Origin of the sequence: Candidatus Skiveiella danica (genome assembly GCF_022705245.1) — a bacterium.
In the GTDB taxonomy this organism is placed as follows: domain Bacteria; phylum Pseudomonadota; class Gammaproteobacteria; order Burkholderiales; family Burkholderiaceae_C; genus Skiveiella; species Skiveiella danica.
In genome coordinates, this window is record NZ_JAKJEW010000003.1 from 189,192 (window position 1) to 215,267 (window position 26,076).

General features: G+C 63.1%; 18 protein-coding genes and 1 riboswitch. Of the genes, 17 read left to right on the plus strand and 1 reads right to left on the minus strand.

Features of this window, described 5'->3' with window-relative positions:
• Positions 1-35 precede the first annotated feature (35 nt).
• The 17 genes from pglZ to ACMUOY_RS03200 all read left to right on the plus strand — a co-directional run bounded on the left by pglZ (position 36) and on the right by ACMUOY_RS03200 (position 25,240).
• Positions 36-2,741: a BREX-2 system phosphatase PglZ gene (gene pglZ, locus ACMUOY_RS03120; RefSeq protein ID WP_413890980.1), complete on the plus strand. Its 2,706-nt coding sequence runs from the start codon at positions 36-38 to the stop codon at positions 2,739-2,741.
• A complete protein-coding gene (gene brxD / locus ACMUOY_RS03125; RefSeq protein ID WP_413890982.1) occupies positions 2,738-4,048 on the plus strand; it encodes a BREX system ATP-binding protein BrxD in 1,311 nt (436 codons plus the stop codon). The genes pglZ and brxD overlap by 4 nt, the downstream gene beginning before the upstream one ends.
• Complete coding sequence (locus tag ACMUOY_RS03130; protein WP_413890984.1) at positions 4,045-6,078, plus strand: DEAD/DEAH box helicase; 2,034 nt, start codon at positions 4,045-4,047, stop codon at positions 6,076-6,078. The genes brxD and ACMUOY_RS03130 overlap by 4 nt, the downstream gene beginning before the upstream one ends.
• Positions 6,075-7,049 carry a hypothetical protein gene (locus ACMUOY_RS03135; protein ID WP_413890986.1) on the plus strand — a complete coding sequence of 325 codons (975 nt, stop codon included), beginning with the start codon at positions 6,075-6,077 and terminating at the stop codon, positions 7,047-7,049. Before ACMUOY_RS03130 ends, ACMUOY_RS03135 begins: the two co-directional genes overlap by 4 nt.
• Positions 7,046-8,026, plus strand: coding sequence for a hypothetical protein (locus ACMUOY_RS03140; RefSeq protein ID WP_413890988.1), 981 nt, complete (start codon positions 7,046-7,048; stop codon positions 8,024-8,026). Before ACMUOY_RS03135 ends, ACMUOY_RS03140 begins: the two co-directional genes overlap by 4 nt.
• Positions 8,027-8,101: 75 nt before the next feature.
• Positions 8,102-8,208, plus strand: a riboswitch (SAM-I-IV-variant riboswitch).
• Positions 8,209-8,236: 28 nt separating this feature from the next.
• On the plus strand, positions 8,237-8,665 hold the full coding sequence (locus ACMUOY_RS03145; protein WP_413890990.1) for a DUF3293 domain-containing protein: 429 nt from the start codon (positions 8,237-8,239) through the stop codon (positions 8,663-8,665).
• 102 nt (positions 8,666-8,767) lie between these two features.
• On the plus strand, positions 8,768-8,989 hold the full coding sequence (locus tag ACMUOY_RS03150; protein ID WP_413890992.1) for a hypothetical protein: 222 nt from the start codon (positions 8,768-8,770) through the stop codon (positions 8,987-8,989).
• A 129-nt stretch (positions 8,990-9,118) separates the two neighbouring features.
• Positions 9,119-10,210: an N-formylglutamate amidohydrolase gene (locus tag ACMUOY_RS03155; RefSeq protein ID WP_413890994.1), complete on the plus strand. Its 1,092-nt coding sequence runs from the start codon at positions 9,119-9,121 to the stop codon at positions 10,208-10,210.
• Positions 10,211-10,221: 11 nt separating this feature from the next.
• A complete protein-coding gene (locus tag ACMUOY_RS03160) occupies positions 10,222-10,893 on the plus strand; it encodes a hypothetical protein (protein WP_413890996.1) in 672 nt (223 codons plus the stop codon).
• A 62-nt stretch (positions 10,894-10,955) separates the two neighbouring features.
• Positions 10,956-11,504 carry an HD domain-containing protein gene (locus tag ACMUOY_RS03165; RefSeq protein ID WP_413890998.1) on the plus strand — a complete coding sequence of 183 codons (549 nt, stop codon included), beginning with the start codon at positions 10,956-10,958 and terminating at the stop codon, positions 11,502-11,504.
• A gap of 140 nt (positions 11,505-11,644) precedes the next feature.
• Positions 11,645-12,124 (plus strand): hypothetical protein, encoded by a 480-nt coding sequence (locus tag ACMUOY_RS03170; protein ID WP_413891000.1) that lies wholly within the window; start codon positions 11,645-11,647, stop codon positions 12,122-12,124.
• 31 nt (positions 12,125-12,155) lie between these two features.
• The gene (locus ACMUOY_RS03175) at positions 12,156-12,464 is read left to right on the plus strand and encodes a hypothetical protein (protein WP_413891002.1); all 309 of its coding nucleotides are present in this window, start codon (positions 12,156-12,158) and stop codon (positions 12,462-12,464) included.
• 17 nt (positions 12,465-12,481) lie between these two features.
• A complete protein-coding gene (locus ACMUOY_RS03180) occupies positions 12,482-13,903 on the plus strand; it encodes a DUF6880 family protein (protein ID WP_413891028.1) in 1,422 nt (473 codons plus the stop codon).
• Positions 13,904-14,083: 180 nt separating this feature from the next.
• On the plus strand, positions 14,084-14,503 hold the full coding sequence (locus ACMUOY_RS03185; RefSeq protein WP_413891004.1) for a MerR family transcriptional regulator: 420 nt from the start codon (positions 14,084-14,086) through the stop codon (positions 14,501-14,503).
• Entirely contained in the window at positions 14,500-16,860 is a 2,361-nt protein-coding gene (locus tag ACMUOY_RS03190; protein ID WP_413891006.1) for a VIT and vWA domain-containing protein, read from the plus strand. The genes ACMUOY_RS03185 and ACMUOY_RS03190 overlap by 4 nt, the downstream gene beginning before the upstream one ends.
• A gap of 974 nt (positions 16,861-17,834) precedes the next feature.
• Positions 17,835-18,701: a phage integrase N-terminal domain-containing protein gene (locus ACMUOY_RS03195; protein WP_413891008.1), complete on the plus strand. Its 867-nt coding sequence runs from the start codon at positions 17,835-17,837 to the stop codon at positions 18,699-18,701.
• A gap of 485 nt (positions 18,702-19,186) precedes the next feature.
• Entirely contained in the window at positions 19,187-25,240 is a 6,054-nt protein-coding gene (locus ACMUOY_RS03200; RefSeq protein WP_413891010.1) for an AAA family ATPase, read from the plus strand.
• 197 nt (positions 25,241-25,437) lie between these two features.
• Here ACMUOY_RS03200 and ACMUOY_RS03205 read toward each other — a convergent pair whose 3' ends face one another.
• Positions 25,438-25,986 carry a hypothetical protein gene (locus tag ACMUOY_RS03205; RefSeq protein WP_413891012.1) on the minus strand — a complete coding sequence of 183 codons (549 nt, stop codon included), beginning with the start codon at positions 25,984-25,986 and terminating at the stop codon, positions 25,438-25,440.
• Positions 25,987-26,076: the final 90 nt, after the last annotated feature.

Below are 26,076 nucleotides of genomic sequence, written 5' to 3' on the forward strand. Positions count from 1 at the left end.
GGGGGGACGACCCCGCAGGCGTCCAGGGGGCAGACATGAGCTTGTCGACGCCGCAAATCGCGGCCCAACTCGAACGCGTGCTGGCCAGCGATCCGGCCGCAGTTGCCGTTGCGATCCGGGCCAACGCGAAGCAGCCCTGGCCCGAATCCTTGAAGCAGCAGGGGCGGAATTTCCAGCTTCGGTGGTGCGACTCGTCCCTGGCCATTCGCGAAGCCTTGTGCGATGTCGAGCAGCATGACCCGTTGACCACCGGTCTGGTGGTGATCACGCCGCTGGCCACCCACGAGGTGGCCGAAGACATTGCCGCCCGTCTGGCCAGGGCGCGGGTGTTTCAACCCGAGGGCTGGGACATCGTTCGACAGTTGTTCCAGGCCAAGGAAACCGACGCGCGCCTGGGGCGCTATGTGTGGATGCCGCAGACCTTGATCGACGGCGCGTCGCAGGGCACTTACCCGCCCGTGGCCAACGGCTTCCTCGACCTTGAAACTGCATGGCGGGAAGTACTGCATCGGCTCCTGGGCATTGAAGCCGCGCGCCCCGACGCGGTGGCGCTGCTGCTCTGGGCGATGGACCCGGCCGCCGACCCCAGGCTTGCCCAGTTGCCAGCGCCGGCCCGCATCGACGTGATTTGCTGGATGGGCGAGACGGCGGGAGTTGCCGGGGAGATGGTTCTGGGCTGCGTGGACGCGGGTCGAACGATCGATGCATTGCCACTGGGCCTGGTCTGCGGCGTGGTCTTCGCCCAGGATGGTGAGGGCCAAGTCGGCCTCGGCCAGGCAGCGATCCGCCTTGAGCGCTTCGTCAACGGCAAGCACGTCGGCGTTGCCGAGGGGCGCGCTTGGGCGCGCGCGGCAGAGCAAGTCGTTCGACTGACTGGGCTGGACGCGTCTCGTGCTGTTCTCGACCGTGCCGACGCACTGCTGCGCGACCTGCGCGTCATCGACTTTGCGCACCTCAGCGACGTGCTGCCGGCGGCGCTGGATCAGCGACTGGAAGACTTTGCGTTGGCACTGACCGCCCATGTGGCGGAGCCCTCGGAAGCCAATCTTGCCCAGGTTGAGCTGCAGGCCGACCGCGCGCTCCGGCACACCTTGGTAGCCGCTCAGAAGCCCCGCATGGAACGCGTCGAGATGGCGCGCCGATTGGCACGCTGGTTGATGAACGACACGCCAACCGCTTCAACCTTGCAGGCTGCGGTGGCCTGGCAGTCTGACCAAGGCGCCTTCGTCGACTGGGCGCGCTTTCGGCTGTTGGGAGGCGACGAGCTGCCGGACCTGTCACAGGCCTACAGCGCATGCCGCGAAGCGGTCATCGCGCGCCGGAACGCTTTCGCCAAGCCATTCGCACAGGCGCTGGTGCAATGGAACGCCCAGAAGCCGGCGCCTGAGGGTCGGATCATCCCGCTCGAGTCGGTGCTGGAGCATGTGCTGGCACCGATCGCCGCCGCCCACCCCACCCTGCTGCTGGTGATGGATGGTTTGAGCACCAGCATCTTCCGGGAGTTGTTCGCCCGGATTGCCGGCCAAGGCTGGGCCGAGATGGTGCCTTCCAGCCTGGGACAGCCGCTGGCTGGTGTGGCTGCACTGCCAACGATCACCGAGGTCAGCCGCGCCAGCCTGCTGTCTGGGCGTCTGACCGTCGGCGCTTCAGCGCAGGAGAAGACCGGCTTCGCAACGAACGCTGCCCTGCTGGCGCACAGCCGCGCGGACGCGCCGCCCAGGCTGTTCCACAAGGGCGACCTGGCGGATGCGACCAACCTGGCGCCCGAGGTGCGCGCCGCGATTGCGAGCACCCAGCAGCGTGTGGTGGGCGTGGTCTACAACGCCGTGGACGACCACTTGAGCGGCCCAGATCAGTTGCATCAACGCTGGGCACTGGAGGACCTGCGGCTGCTGCTGCCGTTGCTGCGCGAAGCGCGCGAGGCGCGCCGGGTGGTGGTGATCACGGCCGACCATGGGCATCTGCTCGAAGACGCCACCACGCAGTTGCCCGGTGGCGAGAGCGACCGCTGGCGCCCGGGCAAGAACGCCGATTCGCCCAACGAATTGGCGGTCAGCGGAGGGCGGGTGGTCACCTCTGACGGATCGAATACGGTGGTGTGCCTGTGGGGCGAGAGCACACGGTATGCGGGTCGCAAGAACGGGTATCACGGTGGGCTGTCGCCCCAGGAAGTCACGGTGCCCTTGAGCGTGATCGTACCGCTCGGATTCAACCTTGCCAGCTGGACCGCGGCACCGCCGGCTCAGCCCGAGTGGTGGGAACTGCCGCCCTTACCGATGTCGTCGGGCGTGCAACCAGCAGCCGCCGCAACACCGAAACCAATGCGGCGCAAACCGACCGCGCAGCAAGGGCAGCCACAGCTGTTCGAGCCAGTCGACCTGCCGTCACCGGAGGCTTCAACACCGCCCGTGGCTTTGGATTGGATCGGCGCAGTGCTGGGCAGCCCGATCTATGCGTCTCAGCGGCAGTTGGCCGCGCGCGTGGCGCCGCCCGACGATATGATGCGACTGCTCCTGACGTCCTTGTCCGAGCGGGGTGGCAAACTGTCCAGGGCAGCCCTGGCGCACCGTCTGTCATTGCCTGAGGTTCGGATCGGTGGCTTGCTCAGCGCAGTCAGGCGGTTGTTGAATGTCGACCAGGCGTCGGTGCTGACCGTCGACGAAACCGCGGGTACGGTTGAGCTCAACGTAGTCTTGCTGCACCAGCAATTCCGGCTGCCCGGCCAGGGAGGCCAACGATGATCAGTTCCGCACGCCGGGAAGACATCGTGAGCGCCCTGCGACGTGGCACGGTACCGAGCAGCGGGCTGGATGCGCTGGCCGTCGGGATCGATACGTTCGCGCCGACCCTTGACGACGAGCTCGAATCGGTCAGCGCTGGCCGTGGCGGCTTCAAGGCGGTACGTGGTGAGTACGGCACCGGCAAGACCTTCTTTGGCCGCTGGCTGCAGGAACGGGCTCGCGCGCGCGGCTTCGCAGCCACTGAAGTGCAGATCAATGAGACCGAGACACCGCTGCACCGCCTGGAGACGGTTTACCGCCGCCTGGTCGAACACTTGGGCACGGCCGATACAGCCAGTGGCGCATTTCGGGGTGTGATCGACGGCTGGTTCTATGCCCTGGAGCAGGATGTGCTGGCAGACGCTTCGGTGGACGCCAGCGAAGCGGAGGGGCTTCTGCTGCACACGAACGCGCTGATGGAGGCCAGGCTCGGCGCCATCAGCAAGACGGCGCCGGCCTTCTCTGCAGTGCTGCGAACCTATCGCCGCGCCCTGGCAGCCGGGGACGGCATGTTGGCGGATGGGCTCATCAGTTGGCTGGCAGGACAGCCGAACGTGGCCGCGAGCATAAAGCGTGCGGCGGGCATCAAGGGTGACCTCGATCACTTCGGCGCCACCAACTTTCTCGTCGGCCTGCTGACCATCCTGCGCGACAGCGGCTTCTCTGGCCTGGTGATGGTGCTCGACGAGGTGGAAACGCTGCAGCGCATGCGTACCGACACCCGAGAAAAGGGGCTGAACGCATTGCGTCAGTGGATCGACGAGATCGACGCCGGCCGCTATCCGGGGCTGTACCTGGTGATCACGGGAACGCCCGCGTTCTATGACGGCCCGCAAGGGGTGCAGAGGCTCGCCCCGCTGGCGCAACGGCTGCATGTGGACTTCGGCACCGATCGGCGATTCGACAACCCGAGAGCGGTCCAGATCCGGCTGGCGGCATTCGACCACACCTCGCTGCTGGCGGTTGGACGCCGGGTACGTGACATCTATGCGGATGGTCGTCCCAACGAACAGCGCCTTCGGTCGGTGGTGGACGACAGCTATCTGGACGCCCTTGCACGCGCGGTGGCCGGCGGGCTGGGTGGCAAGGTCGGTGTCGCACCCCGGCTGTTCCTCAAGAAGCTGGTGTCGGATGTGCTGGACCGCGTGGATCTGCACGAAGACTTCGACCCCCGCAAGCACTACACCCTCACGCTGGCCGAGACCGAGATGTCCGCGACGGAGCGGGCTGCGGCGAGTGCGGCGTCCGTGGACGATATCGAGCTGTGAACGAGTTCGAGCAGCTGCACCCATCGCTGCAGTACCACGTCGTCAACACGCTGAGCTGGAGCACGCTGCGACCGACGCAACTGGCAGCCATTGCGCCCATTCATGCGGGCTCACACTGTTTGCTGCTCGCCCCGACCGCCGGAGGCAAAACGGAAGCCGCTGCGATTCCGATGCTGTCGAGGATGCTGACCGAGGCTTGGCCCGGCACGAGCGTGTTGTACATCTGCCCGATCAAGGCGCTGCTGAACAACCTGGAGCATCGGCTCACCCACTACGCTGGGCTGGTGGGTCGGCGTGTGGAGGTGTGGCACGGCGACATCTCGCAGTCCCGCAAGAACCGGGCACTTCGAGATGCCCCCGACATCCTGTTGACGACACCCGAATCCATCGAGGCCATGCTGATTTCGGTGCGGGTCGATCGTCCAACATGGTTCGGCAACCTGCGTGCCGTGATCGTCGATGAACTGCATGCGTTCGCGGCGGATGACCGAGGGTGGCACATGCGATCTGTGCTTCATCGGCTGGACCAGTATCTGGAACGACCGCTGCAACGCATCGGTCTGTCGGCAACGGTCAGCAACCCCACAGAGTTGCTGGCGTGGTTCGCACCCAGTGGAAACCGTAACGTGGTGGGCAGTGCATCGGTGAGCACGGAGGCCGATGTCACGATCGATCATGTGGCGTCTCTCGAAAACGCAGCCACCGTGATCTCGCGTCTGCATCGCGGTGAGAAGCGGCTGGTCTTCTGCGACTCACGAAGCAGCGCCGAGCAGTTGAGCAGCATGCTGCGCGCTAAGGAGATGCGCACCTTCGTAAGCCACGCCTCCCTCAGCGTTTCCGAACGCAGGCAAGCCGAGGCGGCATTCACGGAGGAGAAGGATTGCGTCATCGTCGCCACCTCGACGCTGGAATTGGGCATTGATGTCGGTGACCTTGACCGCGTGATCCAGATCGATTCGCCGTCGAGCGTGTCGTCGTTCCTGCAGCGTATGGGCAGAACCGGCCGACGTGCAGGCGCCCTGCGAAACTGCCTGTTCCTGACGACCAATGACGACGCGTTCATGCTGGCCCTGGGTGTCACCAAGAAGTGGTCGGAAGCCTGGGTCGAAGCGGCGGTGCCACCGGCCGAGCCCTGGCCCATCCTCGCGCAGCAAGCACTCGTTCTGGTGTTGGAGCGCGGCGAGGTTCCAACGATGGAAGTGGTCCAGCTGCTTCACGGATCATTTCCCGAGCTGGCGACTGACGACATCACGGCGTTGGTCGAGCACCTGGTGGAGAAGCAGTTTCTTGACCGCTCCGAGGGCGTGGTCAGGGTGGGACCTGAGACCGAGCGCGTGTATGCGCGCGGCCACTACCGCGACCTGCTTGCCTCGTTCAGCGGATCCATGCTGCTGACCGGTCGGCATGGATCGAGCGAAGTGGGCTACATCGATCCCACCGTTCTGACGGGTGAACAGGACAACCGGCTCCTGTTGCTGGCCGGTCGCAGCTGGCGTGTCACCGAGGTGGAGTGGTCCAAACGAATCGTTTGGCTGGAGCCGGCGCGGGAAGGCGGCAAGGCGCGCTGGATAGGCGGGGCGCGCAGCCTGGGCCGCGATGTTTGCCAGGCCATTCGAACGGTGCTCGCCACAGGCGCGCCACCAATCGTCACCTTGTCGCAGCGTGCGCGGGCGGCCCTTAGTTCGCTAGCCGACGAGCTGCCCATGTCTCTGGGAACGCACTTCGTGATGGCGCGGTCTGATGCTGCACCGGTACGTACCTGGACCTTTGCCGGCACGCGGGCCAACCGCACCTGGGCGCACCAGGCTTCGGTCGGTGGTCAGAAGGTTCGATTCGATGCCATGAGTGTTCACGCACCAGCATCGCTGCTGGCCGATGCAGTGCCGGGGCAGTTGACCTTGACAGACGCTGAGATTTCCACCTTCGCCGAGTCGGTCAAGTTCGCCGAATGCGTGCCACGAGGTCTGCTCACCCGCACGATTGTTGCGAGGAACTTCGAATCACCGATTCGATGGGAACCGACACCATGAGCGCCGCTCGCCTCTCCCAGGATGACTACCCGGAAGTCGGAGCTCGAAGGCGCGGTCACATCCTCGTGTGCCATGGCGACGACAGCCCGGATCAGTGGATCGCTTGGCTAGAACCCATTCAGTCTCGTTTCAAGGAACTGCATGGGCTGTCTGAGGAATTTGGTTTCGCCTTGGACGCCGGTGAAGGATCGGGACGCCTGGGCAGCGTTGGAGAATTTCTTGAGCTGATCGACGTCGACGTCCGGTCGAACCCGTGGGAAGGCTCGCTCATCAGCGGCGTCTACCGATTCGGTTGGGTCAAGGTTGGTACGGTTCGGGCAGTGAGGAAGAAGGCCGCAGAACTGCTGAAGGCGCTTCAGCGCCAGGTTGACAGCGAGGTTCGGCGCAAGATCCTCGAAGAGCTCGCCGGCATCAAGGACATCGACCAACTGATCGAGCGTACGGCAGCAGATCGTGATGAGCTACGACGCCAGATCGTTGAATCGAAGTCGGCCCTTTCCAAGGCCCAAGAGGACCTTCGACTGACCCGGGATCGATTGCAGCAACTGGAGGTCTCCGACTCCAAGCAGATCGATGAATCGTGCCTTCGCATGGCTGGAGCGATCCTGCGGCGGGCGCCCTGTCGAATGGTTGCTGGTCCGCTGGTTCTGTGGGACGACAACGTCGTCTACGCGATCACGTCTCGTGGCGGAGTAACTTTGCCTGCCAACTCCACCCCAGCCCTCCTCCTCGGAGATTTGAAAGCCGCCGAGTACCCAGTTGTTCGCGTCGAGGAGAAGACGGTCATCGGCGGGTGGACAAGTGGCCCGATCTACCGAAAGGGAACGCCACGCATCACCGGATGGGCAAGCGTGTGGTCTGACCGGGAGCGAAAGGAGCGCGTCTTTTTGGTCATCCCGAAAGACAGCGAGATGAAGGTCCACGAGATTCACCAGGCGCTTGCATCGGGTTCTTCGGGAGCGTCGAAGTGAGAGAGAACGTCACCATGGAATGCGGTCACTCGCCCGCCCCGGGGATGGATTGGAATGTCACCGTTTCCTTCGTGGGCAACGCCAAGATGTACCGAGTATGGAGTCGGTCAGATGAGGATCAGAACCGCGTTCTACTGAAGCAGGCCGCTGGGCCGCTGACCTGGCGCCGCATGGTTGCCGACATCAAGGAACTCGATGAAATCGGCCTCGGAGGCGACCTGCTCAGCGACATACAGGTCAGCGGGCTGACGGGTTGGCAATCGTCCCTGCTGAAGATGGCCTGGTGCAAGTTTGAGGGGCCTGCGGAGCGTCAGCTGGAATTTCTGCTCGACCTTCCAGACGAAACCATCGCCCTTTTCGAGGAGAAGCTCGGAGATCTCACCGATCCTGTTGTACTCGCGGCGCTCGACGAAGTGATCGAAGCCAAGGAAGAACTGCAGATCTCGATGACGCAAGTCGATCAAGCGATCAACGAAACCACCAAGGCAATGCGCAAGGGGCTGGACCCGTGGGTGCGATCGATGTCCGATTGGTTTCAGGCGTACGAGGTGTTTGACTTGGGGCCGGGGGTGTCGATGGAGGTAGCTCGACGCAGCACCACCGCTGAAACACTTGCGATCGCGACGACCATGCAAAGTCCGCTTGCTGTCGAGGTTGCACGAGTGCTGCTGGTCAATTGGTCGAAGGCAGAGCCAAAGCCGGTTCAGGAGGGCAACGTCGGGGGCATCCGATTCCGGTCGACGATTCCTTTCCTACAGTGGCTGGTGCAGCGGCTGGAGCCCGGCGCACTGGCATCAGTCGCTGCCCATGCGGATGGTCACGAGCTCAATGCGATGGAGGCGCTGGATGCCCACATCGCTGCCGAGATCAACAGGCTGCGGACATCACGCGGCGGTGGCGCACTCGGTCACGGTGTGCGTGGCGGGATCGTCGCCAGCTGGGAGCGGCTGCGGCGACAAGTCTTCGGGTCCGGCTGATCGTCGCTGTGATGGGCATGTCTTCAACCCGGGCGCAATCGATCGAGCGCCAGGCCTCGGAAATGCAGTAAAATTTTGTCACATTTGGAATTGGGTCGACGCCCATGCCAACCTGCCTTCCCGGGCAAGGTGGAAACGCGAAAGCGGATGTGGCTCCTACTGGAGCAACGAAGCGGGTACAGCGTCGGCCCTCCCACAACGGAGGGTTTTTTGTTGTTCGAATCAATCATCGACGCTGGCACCGTGCAGGCCTTTCGGGAGACCGAGTACAGGGTGCATGGCGACGAACCGTTCACCCTGAGGGTGGGCGAAACCTGCTCGGCGTTGGCCACCGCGCACAAGCGCCACCGCGTCGAATGCAGCGCGTACGTCACGGCCTGCAACCCGTTCAGCCAGATCCTTGACGACGAAGCCAATGCCGAACGGCATGCCGCCCTGGGACGCGAAATCAGCCAACGCAGCCTTGCCAGCATCGAGGGGATCGGCCAGCACCCGTCCAATCAGTGGCCTGGTGAAGCGAGCCATCTGATCTTCGGCTTGACCTTGGAGGCGGCCAAGGCACTGGGGATACGGCTGGAGCAGAACGCGATCGTCTGGGCGGGCGGCGACGCCGTACCGCAACTGATCTTGCTGCGATGAAATCACGGGCTGGTCAGCCCACCTTCAAGGTGAACGACCGGGGGGATTTGATCCAGATTGCCGTCCCCGACACATGTCAAAGCGGCTAAACAGGAGAAGTACATGCGTTCACTCATCCAGGCCACCCCGGCCTACGAGCTCTCGATCGACATCACCACCTCGGCGCACGGCCACAGCCTCAGGCTGATCAGCTTTGTACCAACGGCCCGCCGCCCTGAGGATCAGGTCAAGTTCCAGGGCGTGTTCACCACCGCGGAGCTCAAGTCACTTCACGACGCGTTGAACCAAGCGCTGGCCCCGGAAGCTGACAGGCTCATCCAGTGAGCTTGTCGATGCACAGAATGATTTTCAGCACCCGTGGGTTGGTCAAGGTGCGCCGCGCTGGCGCATCTAAGCACAGGAGTTGCCCTGCTGAACGGCCGAGCACGGGCAGGTTTTGATCGGGGAGAAACCATGTTTTGGAACAAGAAGGATGAACCCAGCCCACTCGGCGTGCCGCTCGGCGATCTGATGGTGATGCTGCAACCTACGTCGATCAAGGGAAGCCTGAAAGGCAATACCCTCACGGCCCGCCATGAGCACTACACGATTCGCCTCGAGGTTGTGCCGCCCGAAACCCGAGAGTCGGAGAACGGGCCGATCCGCGCGGTGGTGCGCATGATCACCGAGTTGCCCAAGCCTACCCCTGTGGCGAGGGCACGGGATGCACGTTCACTTCGACGGATTGGAATGACGACGCAAAGACGAGCAACCCGAATGAACATGCGCGATAAGTGTCCGCCGTGGGTGATTTTTCATGTGCCTCACGATTCGATGCTTGTTCCATCTGAGGTGAGGCGCCAGATCACCTTGACCGATGGCGAGCTGGACGAAGAGTTAATCAAGATGACCGATCACTTGACCCTGCTTCTGTTCGCCTCGGGGGCCCCGGAAGCTCAGGTCATCCGAGCTCCCGCCAGCCGATTGGTGGTGGACGTAGAGCGATTCGCGGACGACCGGCGCGAGCCCATGGCAGACCGTGGAATGGGCGCCGTCTATTCCGTGACCTCAAGCCTGAAACCGTTGCGGCGACCGTTACTCGATGGCGAACGCGACGCCTTGATGCTGGCGTACTACCGTCCTCATCTCGCCCGGCTCGAAGCCGCCGTGTCGACGGCTATCGACCTTCACGGGCGCTGCCTGGTGATCGATTGCCACAGCTTTCCGAGCCTGGCGCTACCGTACGAACTCGCCGATCCGGCTGTAGCGAGGCCGGGCATCTGCATCGGCACTGACGCTTCCCATACCAGTCGCGAATTGGCCATCGCCTTCGTCGCAGCCTTCCAGCGCGAAGGATGGAGCGTGGACCTGAACCAACCGTTTGCGGGGGCCTTGGTACCTGGAAGCCGGTACGGGCAAGACCGCCGCGTCAACGCCGTCATGGTCGAGATCAACCGTCAGCTCTACCTTCGCGAATCAGATGCGACACCGCTACCCGCGTTTGCAACCGTCGCGGAACGCGTCAGAAACCGTTGCATGGCGGCCATCGCAGCCTGCAACACATAGGGAAACAAGTCATGGCAAAGAGCAAGAAGGCGGCGGCGCAACTCAAAGTAGCCGCGGAGCCCATCACCGAGTTCGAAGTGACAGAGGGCAGCACGCTGCGCATGGCCGACTACATCGAAGCAGAAACCCGTGCCGAGTTCTATGAAGACGTGGCAAACTGGTGGGAGGGCTCGCCACAGGACCTGTCTGACGCGATGGACGAATGCCAGCCGTTGGCATGGGCCGTGAACTCGATCTACTCTGACTTTCGGGATGAGATCGTGGCGGACATCGGGGCCGCGGAGACCGACGCAAAACAGAACAAACACCGCATTGCCGTCCTCAAGGAAAGGCTCAAGAAGCTGCCGGAGGAGCCTGAAGAGGGTGCCAGCGCCTGGCTCCTTGGGCTCACCACGTCCGAGTTCGAGGCGAACGTCGTTCCTCAAATTCAGGAATGGTTCTCAGAACCACCGGAATGGAGCTTCGAGGACGACTATCTGCCGCAGACGGGCACGGCGCAGGGCGCGGCTCTGGAATTCTTTCGCAGCATGGACGCCAATTCTGTGGACCTGCTGGGTGTGGACATTGTCGAAGGCGAACATCCTGGCAGCACCTACTACGCGGCCGAACTGCGCGGAGACATCGAAGCTGCCAACCGTGCTGCCGAAGCGGCAGGACTGCGGGTTCGGTTCGTCAAAGGATGAAGACAAGCGTGCCGACCAGGGCGGTCGCCACTCGGGCCCAGTTCGTGAATCTGGAGAGACCTATGGAATCAAGTGGAAGCCAGCTCGGCTCATTCGTGAAGGCAGTCGCATTCGCTGCAGAAAAACATCGGAACCAAAGGCGCAAAGATGCGGACGCCTCCCCGTACATCAACCACCCGATCGCACTGGCCAACGTGCTGGCCAACGAGGGAGGTGTCTCGGACGCAACTGTGCTTTGCGCCGCCGTCCTTCACGACACCATAGAAGACACCGAAACGACCGAGAACGAACTGACGACGGCATTCGGCAATCACGTTTCGTCGGTCGTTCTGGAAGTCACGGACGACAAGTCGCTCGAGAAGCATGTTCGCAAACAGCGACAGATCGAGCACGCATCTCACCTTTCTAACGAGGCCAAGTTGGTAAAACTGGCCGACAAGATATGCAACCTGCGGGACATACTGGCATCGCCTCCAGCGAGTTGGTCCACGGAGCGAAAGCAAGCGTACTTCGACTGGGCCAGCAAGGTAGTCGCCGGGGTACGCGGAGTACATCCCAACCTTGAAGCAGTCTTCGATGGGCTGGTTGCACGCCATGCCGAACTTCGCTGACCGCCGCCGCAATCCGTTGCTGCCAACGGATTGCTGGCTACGCTGCGTCGCGCAGCCCATCGCTGTTTGGGCGATCCGTGAGCACCGGGGGGACGCGAATCCTGTTCAGCAGATCGAGCCGACTCTTGCGGGGCTTGAACATGCATATCGATGAGCTCCGGGAGTTCCAACGACAGGGCGTCACACAAGACGTTTTCGGCCTTGTGATGACTTGTCGTCGCAGGTTTCTCAACGCCGCCCAACTGCTTGAACTACGCAGTGACGCGATCAGCAAGCTGGCGACGTTCGGCGTGGATGCCCCGGTCGATGTCTGGCCACTGCTCGGTCCATTCAATGTGCTGACAGAGCGGTACGCGACGCAGTTGTTCTCGCCGCAGGAGAGCCTCCTTCAGGTGCCGAGCGAGAAGCAGGACGAGAAATGGGGCATCTACTTTCATCATATCCTTGTCCCCCAGCTCATCGCCAGCGACGAGGTCGTTCGAAACGTCTTGCGCGCGGTGCGGGCGCTACCCAGCCGGCATCCTGAGCAGGCGGCTGTCGCACTGGGTCAGCACTTCGCAGAGATGACGTTGCCGGAGACGAGGCCGCCTTGGGCGCCCGAGGACGCGGTCGACTATTGATGCACCCAACAGGAAGCGAAGAGAAAACACCGTGTACGTTATTGACGCCAAGCACTACCTCGACGACAAGGGCAACATCGGGCCCGAGAAAGGCCCCGCCCGCAAGATGGCCGACTTCATCACCTCGGTGGTCGCCCATGCGTCCGACTTCGACCGACCGGAAAGCACGCCCGGACCCGTCTGCTTCAAGTGCCGCAAGCGCGACAACCGCCGCGTGGACACCGGCATGACTGACGACGAAACGGTTGTCTGGCACTGCCCCGCTTGCGGCACCGAGGGACGTATCTCGAATTGGCAGGGGACGTTCTGGGACCTCAACCACGGCACGCCATCCGACTGACTTTCGCCACCGTGACCATGCCACCCAAGCCGGCCGACGATCTTGAAGCTTTCCTGAAGCGCCAGGACCCGTCGATGCTGGTGGGTGTTCTGGTCGAACTGGCCAATGACAACGAGGTTGTGCAGGCGCGGCTGGCGCGGCTGCAACTGGCCGACCGGCCGAACAAGCTCGCGGCCGGCTTTCGCAAGACGCTGACCGCCTGGCGTCGTTCGTCCAAGTTTTTCAGCTACCGCGAGGCGGGCGAGTTCGGGCGCACGCTGGAAGCCTGGCTCGAACAGGTCGATCTCGAGCTGTCGCCGAAGGATCCCGCTGCCGCACTGGCGCTGTTCGAATCGTTCATCGAGGCCGACGGCGCCTTCTTCGAGCGTGCCGACGATTCCAACGGCTGCATCGGCGACGCGGTGCGGGCCGCGTGTCGGCATTGGCTGCAAGCCGCCGCGCGCTGCGAATCGCCCGCAAGCGAATGGCCGGGCCGGCTCGTGAAGCTGGTCAGCGACGACCAATACGGAGCCCGCGAAGAGCTGCTGCGCCGTGCGGAACTGCTGCTCGACGAGACGGCGCTGCGCGAACTGGTGGCGCAATTCGAGTCCCGCATGGCAAGCGCCCTCGCCGCCCCGGCAAGCAGTGACGGTCCGCCGCACGAGGTGTTCAAGATTTCCGCAGCGCTGTCGCTGCTGGCCGAAGCCTTGCATGACCCGGACGTCAAGGTGCGCGCCGTGCTGAGCTACAGCCCGCAGCCCAACGCGGTGCAGCAAAAGGCCTTCGCCGAGGCCTACCTCGAGGTCGACCGTCCGACCGACGCGTTGACATGGCTTCAAGGGCATTGGGGGCACATGGAAGACACCCGGCAGAACTTGGAGTCGGACGCACTGGGCCGCCTCGGCCGGTATGGCGAAAGCGCCCCCATACGGCAGCGCCTGTTCGAACGATCGATCTCCGTCTTCGACCTGCACCGCTGGCTTGAACACCTGCCCGAAGCGTCCAGGCACGAGGCAATGGAGCGAGCCCGTCAGCTTGCACTGGGCCACGACGACCCGGCAACGGCAGCCACGCTGCTGCTGGACATCGGCGCCGATGAAGCGGCCGAGGCGACGCTGCTGGCCGAGCCAAACCGCATACGCGGCGACAACTATGGTGCGCTGGTGCCGCTGGCACAGGCGTTGAAGACCCATCAGCGCTTGCGCGGCGAAGCCGTCATCTACAGGGCGCTTCTCACAGCCATCCTGACCCGAGCCTATGCCCGCGCCTATGGGCACGCTGCCCGCTACTGGGCGCGGCTACAGGAGATCGCGGCCACAGGCGTTGGATTGCTTCCGCTGGAGTCGCACGAGGCCTTCGAGGCCGCGATCCGGTCGCGGCACGCACGCAAGTCAGCGTTCTGGGCGCACGTGAACGGAAAGCGCAGCGACCACGCCGACGAGGACGAACGTGACGGCTAAGCCTAGCAGATCGGCGATCAAAAGCGCTTATCCACGGCCGCGCGATCGGCGCCTCTCACGCAAGACTCGCGCGGCGGTGGGTAAGCCGCCTGACTCGATATCAGCTACAGAGCATTGACTGGTTAGCAAATATTTACACGACAGTTGACAATGACAGTAAGACTGTCTAGTATTGCCGCCATGGACGAACCAAAGACATTCACGCTGAACGACATCTCGGCTCTTGCCGAACTGCCCCGTCGCACCGTCCGGTACTACATCCAGTCCGGTCTGATCGATCCCCCGAAGGGAGTCGGCAAGGGTGCCTCTTACACGCAGGGTCACGTCGAGCAGCTTCTAACGGTACGCAAGTGGCAACTGGCCGGACTGTCTTTGGAGCGGATCGGTGAAGTCATGAGGCAGCAATCCGCTGGCCCGCTGCCGCCGACCCCTCGGCGCGCCGGGACCGTCGAGGTCTGGAGCCACCTTGTCGTCGCAGACGGCATCGAGCTCACACTGGAACCTGGCCGAGCCGGCCTGAGCCCGGAGCAGGTCCGGGCATTCTTTCGCACCGTGACACAGGCATACGAGCAAATCCACTCAACCGAGGACAAAAAATGAACCAACTGACATCCGCCTTGACCGGCTTGGGAGGCGAGCGAGTCGCTTTGTGCGATGTCACTGTCTGTGCAGTCCTGCAAGACCTGCTCGCGGAGGTCACGGTATCGCAGACCTACCGCAATGACGAGCGCGTCAACATTGAGGCTGTCTACACCTTTCCCCTTCCTCTGGATGCCGTCCTGCTCGACCTGGAGGTCGAAATTGGCGGGCAGCTACTGAAAGGGGTGGTCGTCGAGAAGAAGGCCGCCGAAGAGAAGTACGAGGACGCGGTCGCGGCGGGCGATGCGGCTGTGATGCTGGAATCGATCGAGCCTGGCCTCTACACAATGAACGTCGGCAACTTGCTGCCTCAGGAGACGGCGAAGATCACGTTCAGCTACGCGATCCTCTACCGCTGGGCGGGCGACCGGCTGCGGTTCTTCCTGCCTACGACGATCGCGCCGCGCTTCGGCGAATCGCACCATCTGCCGCACCAGGCCCCGGAGGCGTCCCTGATGGTGGAGAACCAGTTCTCCTTTCGCCTGGAGATCTCCGGAAGCCTGCGGGACGCCCAGTTCGTCTGCCCATCGCACGCAGTCGAACTCGAGAAGTCCTCGGACAAAGTCGTGCTCTCGCTCAAGCAGCCCAAAGCGGTCATGGACCGCGACTTCATCTTGAACGTGAAAGCACCACAGACAACGCGCAGCTTTGCGCTGTGTGGTCAGGACGGCGACGGTCTGGCGGCCGTGGCGAGCTTTCAGCCGTTCTTCCCGGGATTGCAGGCGCCGCGACCACTCAACCTTGCCATCGTGATCGATTGCTCCGGCTCCATGCAGGGCGACTCGATGGAGCAGGCCAAGCAGGCGCTCGATGGCATCCTCGACGGATTGCAGCCGCACGATCGCGTCAACCTGATCGCGTTCGGCAGCTCGACCAAGGTGTTCTCCGAACGGCCGCTGGCATGCAACAAGACCAACCTGGCCAAGGCAAAGCGGTTTGCCAAGGCGCTCGATGCAAACATGGGCGGAACCGACATCGGCACGGCACTGATCGAGGCCTATTCGGTAGTTGGCGGATCAGAATCCGCCGACATCTTTCTGGTGACCGACGGTGAAGTCTCGCTGTGGGAACCCGTCGTCGATGCAGCAAAGAAGTCCGGAAACCGGATCTTCACAGTGGGCGTTGGCAGCGCGGTCTCGGAGGCTTTCGTTCGCCAGCTCGCTGCCGACACCGGGGGCGAATGCGAACTCGTATCCCCACGCGAAGGCATGGCGGACCGCGTTGTCCGCCATTTCGAGCGCATGCGCGCGCCTCGCGCCAAGCGGGTCATCGTTCGATGGCCACAGGGCGCCACGCACATTGCGCCTTCGCGGATCGGAGCGGTGTTTGAGGGAGACACGGTGGTTGCCTGCGCGCGCTTCGATCATCCGCCGCCCCATGGCAGCGCGATTCTTGAAGTCGAGACAGACAACGGCGACGTGTTCCGCCAGGAGCTGGCGTTTCCGACGGCGACACCCTCCATCTCCCCGGACGGCATATCCATGGTGGCTCGCGTGACAGCTGCCGCGCGGCTGACGGAACTCGATGATGTCGCCGGCCTGGAGACTGCGCTGCGCTACCGTCTCGTGAGCCCGTGGACCAACTGGCTGGTCATTGCGCTCCAAACGGAAGAAGACAAGGCCCAGGATATCCCTGCCCTGCGAAAAGTGCCGCAAACGTTGGCGGCCGGCTGGGGTGGGGTCGGTGGCGTCGTCGCGTTCTGCAGCGTGGATGCGTTCGAAGCCCCAACAATGATGAATTCCCTCAGGTTCGACATGGGGGAAAAGCTCGCTTTCGAACTCTCAGAGGTCAAACCCGCACTGCGCGTCCCGCCCGTCGATCTGCCGGAGTCCTATCGCCGATTGCTCGGACTCATCGATGCGCAAACGTCTCGCCTCGAACTTGCCGGTGCGCTCGATCTGCTCACCGAATCCGGTCTTGTGGCCGAGTTCGATGACCTCTTCCGACACGCGGCCGATCTGGATCTCAGCGTCGACGTCATCGCCGCGATTGTCCTGGCCCGGCTTCTGAGTGGTCCAATGGGCGAGTTCCTGTCCGGCGAGGCGCAAGTGGCATTGGCATCGCTGCAGGAGAGCGCCAAGGAAGCGACCGGCGCGATGAAGGAGATGGCGAGGCACGGAATCGCCCTCGTGCGCAAGACTCAGGAGCCGGCTGCACGCGAGTTGCTGCGGTGTCGGGCCGAAGATGAAGCACTGGCGCGATTCGCGCGCATTGGAGAACTGCTCGACCAACTCGAGGACGCGATCCGAAGGTCGACCGATCGGACGCAAGCGTACCGAGATAGTCGCGCTCGTCGTACGGGAGGCGCGATCGCGTAGCAGGCAAGAGGAGAAGACTTATCCACGGCCGCGCGATCGGCGCCTTTCACGCAAGACTCGCGCGGCGGTGGGTAAGCCCCCTGGCTCAGCGTCTGTGGGAAATGCTGTCCGCAATGCTGACAGTCCAGACGCAGTCGCACTGCCGATCGGGCAGAAGGAAGCAGCCGCGACGGATACTGCTGTTGCAATCCGAATGAAGTTAGCGCAGCATCGGCCCAGTTCAATTCCCCACTGGCTGAGTCAGCCCGGTTGATGCCCGTTACTGCATCGCCCATGCCCGCTCACGCGGGCGCCCAAGCCGGCCTCATCTCCTGAAACCCGGCAGCCGAAAGGCTGGAGATACTTGTCACCCATCGGGCACGACATGCGCCCGCCCTGCCCCAGCCGGCATCACAGCCGGTCCCGAGGGTCAACTGCGCCATCGATCCGGCCTTCCGGACCGAAGCGGCGCCAACCGAAGCCAAGCTGCTGCAACTTCGCCACCGCCCAGCCCCAGGCCGAACCCTGCGCCAACCGCGTCGTCACTACGCGGCGCCAGCCAGTAGTGACGACGCGCGAAATGCCCCAGCCGACAACGACTTACAGTAGTTGCCGCAACTGACGGCCCCCAGTGACGTGCTCGCCGCGCGTCGAAACCGCAGACCGTGCAACGCGATCTGCACAGGCCCGCTACCAGCGGACCATGTCAGCCGAAGCGCCCTTGGCGCACCCAGAGCCTGGGATTCGATGGCTCAACCCGATGAACCGACTTGCAGCAGCAAGCGACATCGACGCCAATGCCGCGTGCCGCGGCGGCCACCAGATAGACCACGGCTCAAAGCGGGAGTGGTGTCCCGTGTCCCTTGTAGTTCCCGCAACGCTCAGGCGTTAGGGACGGACAGAAACACTTACCTGACCACTACACACCAGCGACGACAAGCAGATACCCCAGGGCAACCAACAGCCAGAAGGAACCGAAAGCAGAAAGTCAACGAATGCGGAATCTCAACTATGAACTCAAGCTGATGTGCCGGCGCAACCGCGACGGCAGCTTTGCAACCCAACGCGATCGCGAGCGCGTACTCGACCAGGTGGCAGGCCAGCTTCAGGAACTCGGCTACCGGCACATGGTTGCAGCAAGCCTGAAGCCCAAGCATGTCGAAGCTCTGGTCGAGCGATGGCAAGCCGAGGGTCTCGCGATTGGCACCATCAAGAACCGGATGGCCGAACTACGCTGGTGGGCCGAGAAGATCGGTAAACAAAACGTCATCGCGCGAGATAACGATCACTACGGCATCGGCAATCGACGGTACGTCACCAATGTCAGCAAGGCGCGCGAATTGTCCGGCACCGAGCTGGGCCGGATCACCGACCCGTACACGTCGATGTCGCTGCGGCTTCAGGCGGCATTCGGCCTGCGACGAGAGGAGTCGATCAAAATTCGGCCGGAATGGGCCGACCGGGGCAACAAGCTTGCGCTGAAGGACACCTGGACCAAAGGCGGCCGCGCCAGGGAAATCCCCATCCGTAACGACGAACAGCGGCAGGTGCTCGATGACGCTAAATCACTCGCCGGCAGGGGCAGCCTCATTCCGGCTGACCGAAACTACGTCGAGCAGTTGCGGCGTTTCGAACACCAGTGTGCAGCAGCAGGTATGCACCGCATGCATGGACATCGACATCAGTACGCTCAGGCCCGATACAGAGAACTCACTGGATGGGTCGCACCCGCAGCAGGTGGGCCGCGGTCGCATGACCTGACAGCAGGGCAGCGCGAGCTGGACCGGGAAGCCCGGCTTACGATCAGTGCGGAGCTGGGGCATGAGCGCGAGCAGATATCGTCTGTTTACTTAGGGAGGTAGTTTGGTTCCATCGTCCAACTGAAGCGAGGGGGTGGGTCGTTTTCCTCTTATGACCCAAAAGCCTGGCCGACTGCTTCTGCCCACTGCTGACACTGGCATCGCGGATCTCGATGCCGCGAAGCGGTCGCTCAACGCCGGAGCTGACCGGAACACACCACTGGCGGCGAAGCCGCCGCATGCAGGTGTGTTTACGTGTCGAGCGACCTGTTAACCCCGCGGCCGGTTGTGGCCACATCAGCCGCTCGATTCAAGCGGCTCGGCAGCTACCTCCGGAGTTGCTGCGGCTCAGCGCAGAAGGCTGCAGCTAACGCTTATCCGGCCGCCCGAGCAGCGCACAAAAGGTCCCGGCCGCGCTGCCAGCTGGCACGGCTCGACGATGGCCAGGTCGCCACCGACGGTATAGCCCGCCTATGCGATTCGTTGAGACAATGGCGACCTACCCTCGGTACGCCAAGGCATCAATAAACAAAACAGACGTCTACCGCATGGCCAGCCTAAAGGTCTCAAAGACTAACGATCCAGCCAAAAAATCCGCGGCCTCACCGCCAGCCGAGGGCGAGCGTCGTGCCGTTCGCGGCTATATGGCTCAGTATGGCAAGGCCGGTGCGGCGATCTACGGCGAACTTGAGCGAGGGGAGATGCTGTGGGTAGGCTTGGCTGACCGCAAGGCTGGCATCGCCGACGATCTAGTCCTAGGGTTCGACGGGCTGGTGGTCGGCCACCAGTTCAAGGCGTCAAAGTTTCCGGCGCCGTTCACCATGACAACGCTTCTCATGGGCGCGGACGGCCTGCTGAAGCCGCTCATCAATGCCTGGCAACTTCTTTCCAAGGACAACCCAGAGGCACGAGTAGAAATCCGCTTGGTGACGACGGACTTTCCGTCGACCACCGACAAGCCTGGTGACTCAACGCCCACTCACAGCGCCGCGTTTATCGACCAGTTTGAGCGGTTCCCCAACCGGACGCTGGCAGAGTGGCGCGCGGCCGGTTGGGGCACCCTGGTCGACCAGTTGCGGGCTGCATCGGGTCTGGACGAGGTCGAGTTTGAGAAGTTTCTGCACGCTTTGCGCGTGCTGCATGGTGCAGCCGCCGACTTTGTGCAGATCCACAAGCTCAGCGCAGAGCAATCGCGCCTGGCGGCGGAAATAGCCAGCGTCCTTCCAAATCTCGTTGCCGACGGTCGAGACAAGGACAGATGGACACGCGCCGAGCTGCTTCTGGAACTGGGCTGGCCGGACCCGGCCAAGACCAAGTACGTGCATAGGTTCCCGCTCGGCGCCTATGTCCAGCGCAACCGCGACACCGAAGTCGCGCTTCTGCACACCGTTCGAGGGGTCGATCGCGGCTACGTCGCGCTGTTGGGCCCCCCGGGCTCCGGAAAGTCGACGCTTCTTCAGATGGCACTCGCTGCGGAGCCAGACCTCCGCCTGGTGCGTTATCTGGCGTTTGTGCCCGGCGTCGCCCAGGGTGTGGGCCGCGGGGAAGCCGAAACCTTCCTGGAAGACATTGGCGCACAGCTTCGAAACAGCGGGCTGCGTGGCATCCGCCTTCGAGACAACTCGCTGCATGAGCGACGCGAACAGTTCGGCGCGCTGCTTGCACAGGCGGGCGAGCGCTATGCGAAGGAGCAGATTCGTACGCTCATCGTGGTTGACGGCCTTGACCACATCCCGCGGGAGGAGCGCCCGGCGCAATCTCTGCTCACCGAATTCCCCCTGCCAGCTGCCATTCCCGCGGGTGTCACGTTCGTGCTGGGCTCGCAGCGCCTGGACCTTGCCCACCTCAAGCCTGCCGTGCAGGAGCAGGCCGCAAAGCCTGACCGGCAAGTGACGATGCGTCCGCTTGGACGCGACGCCGTCGCACTAATGGCCGACGCGCTCGGCCTTGATCCGGCCATCCCCCGCGCACGTCTACATGAGCTCAGTCATGGGCACCCATTGGCGACCCGGTACCTGATTCAGGCGCTCCTCCGGGCCGATGACGCCAGGCGTGCTCAGCTTCTCGCTGGCGGCATGGAGTTCGACGGGGATATCGAGTCCGTCTACGAAGCCGCCTGGCGAGAGATTGCGAACGACCGCGACGCGACCGACTTCCTCGGCTATATCGCCCGTGCGGAAGCGCCAATCGCGCTCCCGTTGCTCGCCACCGTCCTGGACGAACATGCGATTGAGCGGGCGCTTGCCGTGGCCCGTCACCTGCTGCTGGACACAGCGCAAGGCTGGCGCGTCTTTCACAACAGCTTCCGGCTCTTCGTCATATCCAAGCCTCGGATGCGGCTCGGCAGCGTGGATGCTGAACACTCCCGGCGCGTTTACCGCCAGCTGGCAATGCTGGCTCAGAACGCGCCGGACAGCTCGCCGCAGCGCTGGCTCGAATTGCGCTACCGGGCACGCGCCGGCGACGCGGATGACGTGTTGGCGTTGGCGACGCCTCTTCGCTTCCGGGAGCAGTTAGCCCGAGGACGATCCAGCTCGGACATTCAGGACGACATTCGACTTTCGTTGCTCGCTGCACGGCCGACCCTGGATGCAACGGCGCTCACGCGTCTTCTCCTTTGCCGCGATGAAGTGTCTCGGCGCACCAACGCGCTGGAGTACGCCGACCGGCTGCCTTTGGCCATGCTGGCCGTCGGAGACATCGATTCCGCGTTCGCCTTCGTGCAAGAGTTCCCCAAGAGGGGATACGAAGTCGTGGACGCCTTGCTGGGACGGGGAGAGTTCGATCGATCGAAGGAACTGTTCGAGCATCTCGAGCCGCTGTCGCAGCTGCACACCAGCAGGTTCCAACACCACGGGAGGGACCACAACCTTCACGAGTTCCAGGAGTGGGCTAGGCGCGCCCATCACTTTCGGGATTTCGAGCAGATCCAGCAAGCGATTGAGCGCCTTGTCGTCGACGGGCTTGAGAAGGTACCCGGGCATCAACCCGACAAATCAGAAGCGGCCCATGGCGCCCACCTTCGTCTGGAAGTCGCGCGCGCCGTTCTTAAGGGCCAGGCTGTCACGAAGGCTGAGGATGTGTGCAACCAGCTGGGCATAGACCCAAAGGAGCTCCCCGCGCTGAAGGTGCATGCCGGGCTGGCTATCCGAAGCACTGGCGACACGGAGCGCGCCACTCAGCTGTTCGAGGAGGCGTCGAAGCAGCCGGACTTCGACGCATTGCCTAATGGCTGGCGTCGTGCCATCGTGCTCTCAGCAGCCAAGGCCGGACGGACAGACCTCGCCACCGCGCTGTTCGACAAGCTTGTCGCACCGATGATTTCGATGGGCGACAACGAAGTCAACTCCGCCGGCCCTGGCGACCTGGCAGCTGCGGTAATGGAGCATGCGCAGCTGTGCACCATGCTTGGCAAGCCTTTGCCTCCCGCGATCGACTCAAAGCACGAAATCCTTAGGCCACTGCAGAAGCATGCAACCAAGACAGGCATCCTGCTAGGGCGGGTCGCCGCAAATCTGCCAATCTCAGCCGGCGACGTTCAATCGGTCACGCGCAATGCGCTGGGCTACGCCCTGCGACTGACACCTCGCGGCGGCAGCGACTTCTATCAGACCAGTCAAGTGCTTACGGCCGTGCCATTGCTCGCGCGCGCACTGTTGAAGGTCGCTGCTTCCTGCGGTGAGACCGAGTTCCGAGCCGTGCTCCGAGAAGTCGACGGCGCAATAGCTACGTCTACGCAGAAAGGCACCGAGCATCTTCGCCGGGAAGTGGCGGTTGCGACCTTCCGCATCGACGGCGAGGGAGCGGGCGCAGCAGCCCGGCTTGAGGCGCTGGCTGCCGAACTACATGGAGATACGCCCAGCGAGCACCTGGACGGACTGGCAGACCTGGCCATCTCCTTTGCTGCGATCGGAGAGACCGACCGGGCGCGGCAATTGCTGGCCACAGTGCCGGACCACTGCCTAGGCTATGCACTGGCGGCCCGCAAGGACCCGCAGTACGCGATCTGGCGGGATATCTTGATTCTGGCCAACACAGCCGACCCAGCCGGCAGAGCGGAGCGCGTTTCGCATCTGATGCGACAGGTCGACGGGATGAAGGAGACGGAAGGCGCCAACGCGGCCCATCGCCTGACGATGGTGCTGATTGATGAGGCCATGCAGGTCGATGCCAGGTTCGGATATGACACCGCGCAGGGGCTGGCGGCCTGGAAGCTGATTTCCTTGCCAAACCGCGTCGACCTGGTGATGACAGGCCTGGTGCGTCGCCGGCCAGACCTGCTCTGGACATGCGTCGACGTGTGGTGTGGCCTGTGCTTGCCGTTCTACATGGAGCCTCACTATCGCGATCCCTTCCATGTTGGCGCCTTCATCGACGCCGCCGCGGAGGCAGCGGGTCCGGGCGAGATTGCGCGGCTTGTCGACGCACTTCTCGGCCCTATCGAGATCACCAGCCGTGCACACGAACGGGCGGCACTCCTCGAGCGGCTGCGCACCGCCGCCATCAAGCACGGCTACGCCGACGGCAGGCTTGAAGCAGCCCTGGCTCGTTGGAAGGCAGAGGCACCGGCGCCGAGACATTCCTACACGCCTCAAACGTACGATTCGGCCGAAACCCTGGAGCAGCTGCAGTCCCAGTTCGAGGCAGGTCCTGCGCCGGACTACAGTGCTTCTTCCCGCTTCGTTGACTTGGCGGACTCCGCACCCCTGGACATGGTCCGAGCGATGTACGAACGATGGGAGGTGCTCCAGGCTGACACGAAGTGTCGTTTCATGTTGGTCACGCGCCTGGTCGAAGCCGGCGACCTGCAGCAAGCCCGGAAGCTCATGGATGAGTACCCGAGCACCGACGACCGCTGGAGCTCCTGGAGCCAATGGATGGGCGGTGGCAAGTTCAGGTACTTCAAGGCCCGCAAGCTCCTCGATGGCGCAGCGGCGCATGGCCCTGCCTTTGAGTGCCTGATCGACTCCATCACGGCCGGCGAAGAGAACACCGTTTCGCTGCTGACGGAGATTGACGAAGTTCTGCCCGTTGTCAGTGCCGCGCAGGACTGGCCGGCAATCTGGTCATTGCTCGCTGAGCAGATGGCGTTCACCCGCGAGCACCAGCTTGGCAGCCCGTTCAAACCCGGGGAAGAGCCGTTAAGCGACGAGGAGCTCCTCGCGGACCTGGTTCACTTTGGCCTGCGGCTGCCGGTTGTCGAAGCTCAGCGGCATGCGCGCGACTGCTTGCTGCGTCTGTCCGAAAGGGTCAAATTTGGCGGGGCGGTGGCCGAACTGACCGTACGGCGGCTCCTGACCGGCGAGTCCGACGCGCCGTTGCAAGGCCTCCTCGCTCTGCTGGCCATGCCGCATGACCGACTGGCAAGCGCCCTGGGCGATGCCGTGACGCCGCTCGTGGGCCATCGAGATATCGCTATCGCCGAGGCGGCCCTGCTCCTGGCGCGCCGCTGGGGCCTGGCCGTTTCAGCCACGCAGGAGCCGCTTCCCTTCTTCTACCAGCTTGAGATGGAAGGATCGCTGGTGCTCGACACCTCGTTGGTGGATCCGCGCACCGGCGCCATGCGCATTGAATCCGCGCCAGGATGGACCCAACTGCTGCGACCCATCGCCAGGGCGCTTGCAGAGATCGTAGGCGTCGACGAGTTGACCATCAGGAGGCGCGCGGCAGAGTTCGTCCAGGAGTGGGGCGGCATCGAGGCGTTCGGCGCCCTTGCGGTCGGGCGTCTTGAGGCAGAGCTCCGCTCGATGGATATGCAGATCACCTATCTCAAGCCGCACATGGCGGTTGGCGTGGTCGCGCTTCGCCACGTCGCAGGTGAGGTGCGACGTGCTGGACTGCTGCCTGACGGCGCCCTGCCGCTTTTCCTTGAGATCCTGAACGCACCGATTCCGCCGCACCCGCTCTTGCAAGCGCAGGTCCGGCCGCAGGAATTTGCCAGACCGCTGGTGGCTCGTGATTCCAGTTGGGGCGAGGCCAGCCGGCTCTGGATCCCTCGGGTCGACATGGACGTCTCGCCGTGGTCGCCAAAGGCGGACGAGGTCGTGTTGGCGGAGGTATCGAGATTCAAGGTTTTCAAGCCAAGACAAGCCGAGTTCCTCCAACACCGATTCCGCGCACCGCAGGCGCAGATCGACAGTGACGATTTCGCGGACGGCTACGCCAAGCTGCCCGCCATCGTCTGGCGGGGAAACTATGTAGCGCACGATACGACTCCGGCGGGAACATTGGTCAGGCGTGTCGCAAGCTCAGCTGGGACCGACCTGTATGGACCGAAGTATTTGCTGACCATCTGCCCAAACTGGCTGCGTCAGCTGCGCTGGCGGCCGCACGAAGCGAACCCCTGCATCTACGTGGACGCCGGCGGCACCGTCGTGGCGAGACTCGCCTGGTGGCGGGATGCCGGTCCCGTGGACATTGATGTCGAGTCGATTTGGGGCGAAGGCTGCTATCTGGCGCTCACACCGGAAGGCCTAAGCCAGTTCAAGTTGGCGGGCGGACGGGCGACCATCAACAGCTTCGCCAGCAGAGAGGTACAAGCGCACGGCGGCTCTGGCGAGGCAAATGGCCGCAAAACGGCAAGGCTCAGCTACTCCGTCTAAGGCGAGCTACTTCGCCGGCAGAATCCGTATCCGCCCTAACTATCCTGCGCGGACAAATTGGCTCGAAAAGTCGAGGAGGTTAGAGACATGCCGGCCAGAACTGTGCTCAAAGCGCAAGTCCGCCGGATAGGACGCGTGCGACCTGCCGCCTGATTTGGGAAGCGAGATTTATCACGGCGTCGGATAGTGCGTGGGGTTCAGGCTGCAGCAATGAACGGCAGTTCATGAACCATCTTCTCAAGCCGCCCGGCAAACAGCTGCCGACGTGCTTCGTCGTGTTTAATGTCTTGAATAGTTGCCACGACTCCGCGACCAAACGCATCGACGAGACCGCGAATAGATAACATAACTAGATTTTCTACATCGGCCTTCTCGGCAACTTCCGGAAGGAATTCGTCGCCGTAACCAATTTGGCGTTTGACCTGTCCCGCCTTGTGCAGGTCAGCCTCGCTGCTGTATGTGTGAACCATTGCGCACCGTGCTGCATAGAGTTCGAGCCCAGGTACGGCAAGGGTTGGTTGCCGCTCGGCATTGCGGAATCGCAGGTACCGCTCGGTCCAAGCAACGAAGTCAGTCCGAGTCACTTTTTCCTTTTCGGCTGGCATCGTCAAGTGCGCCATCGCGTCGATGCCAATGTAGACCAGAATCAGGGTGGCTCTGTATGACTTCCGGTCCCAAGCATCGTTGATGTCCTTGATGATTCCGTTCATAAGGACGTTGTAGAGAGATTCATCCGCGTTTGCCATCAAGCCTCCTGCTTATTGAGACTTACATAATTCATGACATCACCAGAGCGTAGCCTGCATCCAGCAAGCGGCAATGATGGACGGACGCTT

Bases quoted from the DNA above. Each gene is read 5' to 3' on its own strand.
- ACMUOY_RS03160 (WP_413890996.1), top strand. From the start codon at position 10,222: ATGGCAAAGAGCAAGAAGGCGGCGGCGCAACTCAAAGTAGCCGCGGAG.
- ACMUOY_RS03195 (WP_413891008.1), top strand. From the start codon at position 17,835: ATGCGGAATCTCAACTATGAACTCAAGCTGATGTGCCGGCGCAACCGC.
- ACMUOY_RS03205 (WP_413891012.1), bottom strand. From the start codon at position 25,986: ATGGCAAACGCGGATGAATCTCTCTACAACGTCCTTATGAACGGAATC.
- pglZ (WP_413890980.1), top strand. From the start codon at position 36: ATGAGCTTGTCGACGCCGCAAATCGCGGCCCAACTCGAACGCGTGCTG.
- ACMUOY_RS03200 (WP_413891010.1), top strand. From the start codon at position 19,187: ATGGCCAGCCTAAAGGTCTCAAAGACTAACGATCCAGCCAAAAAATCC.
- ACMUOY_RS03135 (WP_413890986.1), top strand. From the start codon at position 6,075: ATGAGCGCCGCTCGCCTCTCCCAGGATGACTACCCGGAAGTCGGAGCT.
- ACMUOY_RS03180 (WP_413891028.1), top strand. From the start codon at position 12,482: ATGCCACCCAAGCCGGCCGACGATCTTGAAGCTTTCCTGAAGCGCCAG.
- ACMUOY_RS03185 (WP_413891004.1), top strand. From the start codon at position 14,084: ATGGACGAACCAAAGACATTCACGCTGAACGACATCTCGGCTCTTGCC.
- brxD (WP_413890982.1), top strand. From the start codon at position 2,738: ATGATCAGTTCCGCACGCCGGGAAGACATCGTGAGCGCCCTGCGACGT.
- ACMUOY_RS03150 (WP_413890992.1), top strand. From the start codon at position 8,768: ATGCGTTCACTCATCCAGGCCACCCCGGCCTACGAGCTCTCGATCGAC.
- ACMUOY_RS03190 (WP_413891006.1), top strand. From the start codon at position 14,500: ATGAACCAACTGACATCCGCCTTGACCGGCTTGGGAGGCGAGCGAGTC.
- ACMUOY_RS03165 (WP_413890998.1), top strand. From the start codon at position 10,956: ATGGAATCAAGTGGAAGCCAGCTCGGCTCATTCGTGAAGGCAGTCGCA.
- ACMUOY_RS03155 (WP_413890994.1), top strand. From the start codon at position 9,119: ATGTTTTGGAACAAGAAGGATGAACCCAGCCCACTCGGCGTGCCGCTC.
- ACMUOY_RS03170 (WP_413891000.1), top strand. From the start codon at position 11,645: ATGCATATCGATGAGCTCCGGGAGTTCCAACGACAGGGCGTCACACAA.